The sequence below is a fragment of the Kitasatospora arboriphila genome (assembly GCF_039528095.1).
GTDB lineage: Bacteria > Actinomycetota > Actinomycetes > Streptomycetales > Streptomycetaceae > Kitasatospora > Kitasatospora arboriphila.
This window is the reverse complement of sequence record NZ_BAAALD010000195.1, coordinates 1-4,131: the sequence shown is the minus strand read 5'-3', so window position 1 is coordinate 4,131 and position 4,131 is coordinate 1. Positions and strand designations below refer to the sequence as shown.

4 protein-coding genes are annotated in these 4,131 nt (G+C 70.8%); 3 read left to right on the top strand and 1 reads right to left on the bottom strand.

Annotated elements, in window-relative coordinates:
- The coding region (locus ABD353_RS39305) for a hypothetical protein (protein WP_344628521.1) at positions 1 to 241 on the top strand (241 nt) is incomplete at its 5' end.
- A gap of 449 nt (positions 242 to 690) precedes the next feature.
- On the opposite strand, the gene ABD353_RS39300 is transcribed toward ABD353_RS39305, so the two are convergent.
- Positions 691 to 2,121, bottom strand: a complete 1,431-nt coding sequence (locus ABD353_RS39300; protein ID WP_344628520.1) for a hypothetical protein — start codon at positions 2,119 to 2,121, stop codon at positions 691 to 693.
- Between the two features lie 325 nt (positions 2,122 to 2,446).
- On the opposite strand from ABD353_RS39300, the gene ABD353_RS39295 reads away from it, so the two are divergent.
- On the top strand, positions 2,447 to 3,367 hold the full coding sequence (locus tag ABD353_RS39295) for a hypothetical protein (RefSeq protein ID WP_344628519.1): 921 nt from the start codon (positions 2,447 to 2,449) through the stop codon (positions 3,365 to 3,367).
- Positions 3,360 to 4,085 (top strand): AAA family ATPase, encoded by a 726-nt coding sequence (locus ABD353_RS39290; RefSeq protein WP_344628518.1) that lies wholly within the window; start codon positions 3,360 to 3,362, stop codon positions 4,083 to 4,085. Before ABD353_RS39295 ends, ABD353_RS39290 begins: the two co-directional genes overlap by 8 nt.
- Positions 4,086 to 4,131: the final 46 nt, after the last annotated feature.

Here is a 4,131-nt window from a genome sequence, read left to right as displayed (position 1 = left end):
CATGGAACTCGACGCCGCCCGCGCTACCGGCGACGAGACCGCGGCCGGCCACCTTCTGCGGCGGATCGGCCAGGAGTGCACGCCGCGGGCCGTCAGGCAGCACCTCGCCGCCGGCCTGCTGCAGGCCGGCCTGCACGAAGGCCTCACGCGCGACCAGCACGACCAGCTGATGGGCTGGCTGCAGGACCTGCACCTCGGCCCGGAAATCGTCGAACTGGCCGAGAGCATCAGCATTCACTGATGCCGGCACCGGCTCGTCGGCCGACGCCCGCGACAAGCGACCCGACCACGGCACCGCCCGCAACTGGCGGGGCAACGACGGCGGACTTCTTGTCCCCGCAGGCCCGCCAGACCTACCCGACCAGCCTTCGGGTGAGCCCTGTCGGACAGATGAAGAATCCGCAGCACTACTCCGCCCGGCGGAGCCGAACGAACCGCACCCCGCCGTGCCGGCCGCAGCCGCCGGCGGCCGCGGCGGCGATCTGGTGGGCCTGCGCGGTGGTGACGCCGCCGACCGCATCCACGACCGCATGCCGCTCACGATCGGCCCCGCGGAGGCCGACGCCTGGCTCGACCCCGCCCGCACCGACCCCGACGAACTCCACGCCCTGCTCCGCACCCCCCGCCGGAGGCCGGCTCACCGCCACACCCGTCTCTATCGCCGTGAACAGGATCCGGTGTGCGGGACTGTCAGAAGGGCGGTTCTTCGGTGCACCCTCTGTCGCCGGCGGCCTTCTTGCGCTCGTCCCAGTACGCCTGTTCGCGTCGTTTCTCCTCCCGCTGGGCGGCCACGCCGGGTATGGCGGCGATGGCCTCGGCAAAGCGGCCCTGCCCGGCCAGCACCAGGGCCAGCTCGGTCGTCACCCCGTAGCCCGGGCACTGGCGGAGGTGGGCGACGGCCTCCTCCTCGCGGCCGTCCTTCGCGAGCAGCAGTCCGATGGTGGCGTTCCGGTCGTCGACCTCGAAAGGCGACGGCGGCTCCGCGTCCCTGATGGCCTCGATTTCGGCGATGGCCTCCCGGCACCGACCCGCCTCGCCCATCAGCCACCACCGGGTGGACGGAAGCCAGTACTGCCCGCTCTCCTCCATGAATTCGACGCTGCGCCGCCCTTCGGTGAGTTCCAGTGCCAGGTCGGGACGGCCGTGTTCGGCGAGCACGAGCATCGCCGGCTGGAGGAGGTTCGAGTCGTAGAGATCGTCGAACGTGTGGGCCACGGCGGCGACGGCCTCGTCGAACCGGCCCTGCCCGGCCAACAACACCAGCAGCTGACTCTCGTACCCGGTCGGGTACTCGGTGGCGCGAATGCGCTCGCGCAGGAACGCTTCCGCCTCGTCGGCCCGGTCCAGGTTCTCCAAAGCCTCCACGTACGGGCGGGAGGCGTCGCGCTGTTGCGGGCCGGTGGCGAGTTCGTGCAGCTCCTCGATCTTCCCGTTCCGTGCCAGCATCTGGGTGTAGTAGTCGACGGTGTTCTGCGGCCCGTACCGGCGGGCGGCCACGTCCGCGCCCAGCTGGTGGATCGCCTCGTCCACCCTGCCGGACCGTTCCAGGACCAGTGCCTGCAGGGGCAGTGCAATCCACAGGTCACGCACGCCGCACCGTCCAGGGCTCGCCCGGAACTCCTCCGCGATCGGGGTGAGCAGCTTTAGTACCCGCTCGTCGCGCCCCTGGCCCTCGGTCATCCGCACCAAGGACCGCAGCAGCGCCCAGTCTTCGCGCAGGTACGGCACGAGCATGTCGATGGCCTCGTCCACCCTTCCCGCCTCGACCAGCACCTCGGCGTAGTCCTGCCACACACCGAGCGGCTTTCCGTCCCCACCTTCGGGATGCGCGAGCTCCAGCGCCTCACGGACACGCCCCGACCGCACCAGGACGTCGGCGCCAACCCGGAGGGCCGGCTGCCAGCCGGTGACCGCGAACGGCTCGATCACCGACCACGCCCGCTCGAAGGCACCAGCCGCGCACAACCCGCGCACCGCCGCCTGCGCACAGAACCAGTCCTCGCGTTCGCGTGCCGCCTCGACCAGCTGCTCCAGAGCGCCGCGCTCGACGATCGCATCGACGACCCGGGGCGGAACGCCGCCATGGTTGTCCAGCTGCCACTGGAGATCATCAAGATTCACGGCGGCACCATAAGGCCGCCCACCGACACGGGAGCAGGGTGCACCGCACTGGAGGGCGTGGGCCCAGTGCTGTCGCGCGCACGGCGCGGAACAGCCGTCAGGCGCGGCCGCCGTTCCAGATGCCGCTGGGGTCGCTCATCTGCTCGGCACTGCCCTTGGCGCCGCCGGCACCTTGATCATGGTCTTCTTGTACGCGCTGGGCCGCCAGGCGACGTTGAACAGCCGGGTGTCCTTGCACCGGTTGGGGTAGTACACCCGGGCCTTCCAGTTCCAGTCGTCACGCCACGATCAGGAGAAGCAGCCGTCGACGCCGCGGTGCATGTGCGTGTCCTCAGTCGCCAAGGCGGCGGGCGACGCGATGTTCACGGTGTCCGCGATGGAGCACCTGGTCGCGACCTGGGTTGTGAAGGTGTGGCAGAACCGGCGCCTGGGGCAGCACGCCCCGCCCTGGGCACCCGACCAGCGGCACAGCCCGAACACGCTGTTCGCCTCCTCTTTCGCGCAAGGCGGCTTCGGCCTGCGGATCCCTTCCCCAGACTCCTACTACGGGGTCCTGCCGGCCAGCTACGTGATGATCCACCGCAAACGCGGAGTGAAGATCAAGAACCTTTGGTACGACGGCCCGGCCCTGGACGACCATCGCGGCCGACGCTCGCCCCGAGGGGGCAAGCACGCGGGGTTGTGGCGGATCCGCCGGGATCCGCGCGACCGGCGCGAGGTGTTCTTCGAGGACCTGTCGGGGCGGTGGCACGCGCTTCGCTGGAACGGCCTGCCGCCCGAGGGAGAGGTCCCGGCGTTCTCCGACGCGAGGGTCGACGAACTGCTGGTGGAGGCGGCCCGGCGGGGCCTGGCCCCGCGCGATGACCGCGACCTGCTGCCAGTCCTACTCGATCTGCTGGGCGAGCACGTTCCGGTCGAGCAGTGGCTGGGACGCCGGGCGGAGAAGGCCGCGGGCAAGCGGGGCCGGGCCGGACAGGCGAGGGAGGAGCAACGCGCGCAGGCCGCCGACCGGGACCGCCATCGGCCCCGGCAGGGAATCGAACCGATCCGGGACACGGCCGCAGAGGTGGTGCCGTTGCAACGCGCCCGGCAGGTCCGCTCGGCCGTCGACGCGGACCGCAGGCGCCGCCGGGAACGAGCCGTCCCCTCACCGATGAAGCCGCCGGGTCTGCTCGGCACCGGCGATCGCGAACGCGATCCGTTCCTCCTGCCCTCGCCCGACGATGATGGGGAGCCCGATGAGTGACAGCCTGACACCGCAGGCCGCGATCGCACCGTTTCTGCGGGCCGGGCCGCCACCGGACCGCACCACCGCCGAGGGCTGGCAGGACTGGCGCCGCATGCGCGGCACGTTCGTGCCGGCACCGCGGATGACGGCGGATCAGTACGCGGCGCTGAGCCCGCGCAAGCGGGCCCTCTACGACCTGCACCGCACGGCGACGCACGTGAACCTGGCGCTCCAGCGGACGCCGATGAGCGACAAGGTGTCCGCGCTGATGAGCACCCGACTCCGCAACAACGCGCTGGACTTCGAGCCCGGCACCCGCGACGGCCTGATGATCAGCGGTGGCGGGTTCCAGGGGAAGACCGCCACCGCGTGCGAGGTCGCCGCCGAGTTCGAGGCGGTCTGGCGCGAACTGCACCAGCAGCTTCTTCCCCCGCCGGTTCCCGGGACGCGGGACCTGATGGTGCCAGTCGTCTACTGCAAGACCCCGGTGCGAGCGACCCCGAAGGGCTTGTGCCAGGCCATCCTCGACTTCTTCGGGGAACCGCACCCCAAGACGCTCCACCTGCTGATCCGCAGCGTCCGCGAGGCGTTGAAGGCCCACCGTTCCACCGCGCTGATCCTGGACGACATCACCAGGTTGCGCATGCATCGGGAGAGCGACCAGGACACCTTGGACCTGATCCGGGACCTGATGGACATGAACGTCACCCTGGTGCTGATCGGCGTGGGGCCTTGACCCCGGATGTTGGACACGGGCTATGCGGCTTCAGTCAGGGTAGTTG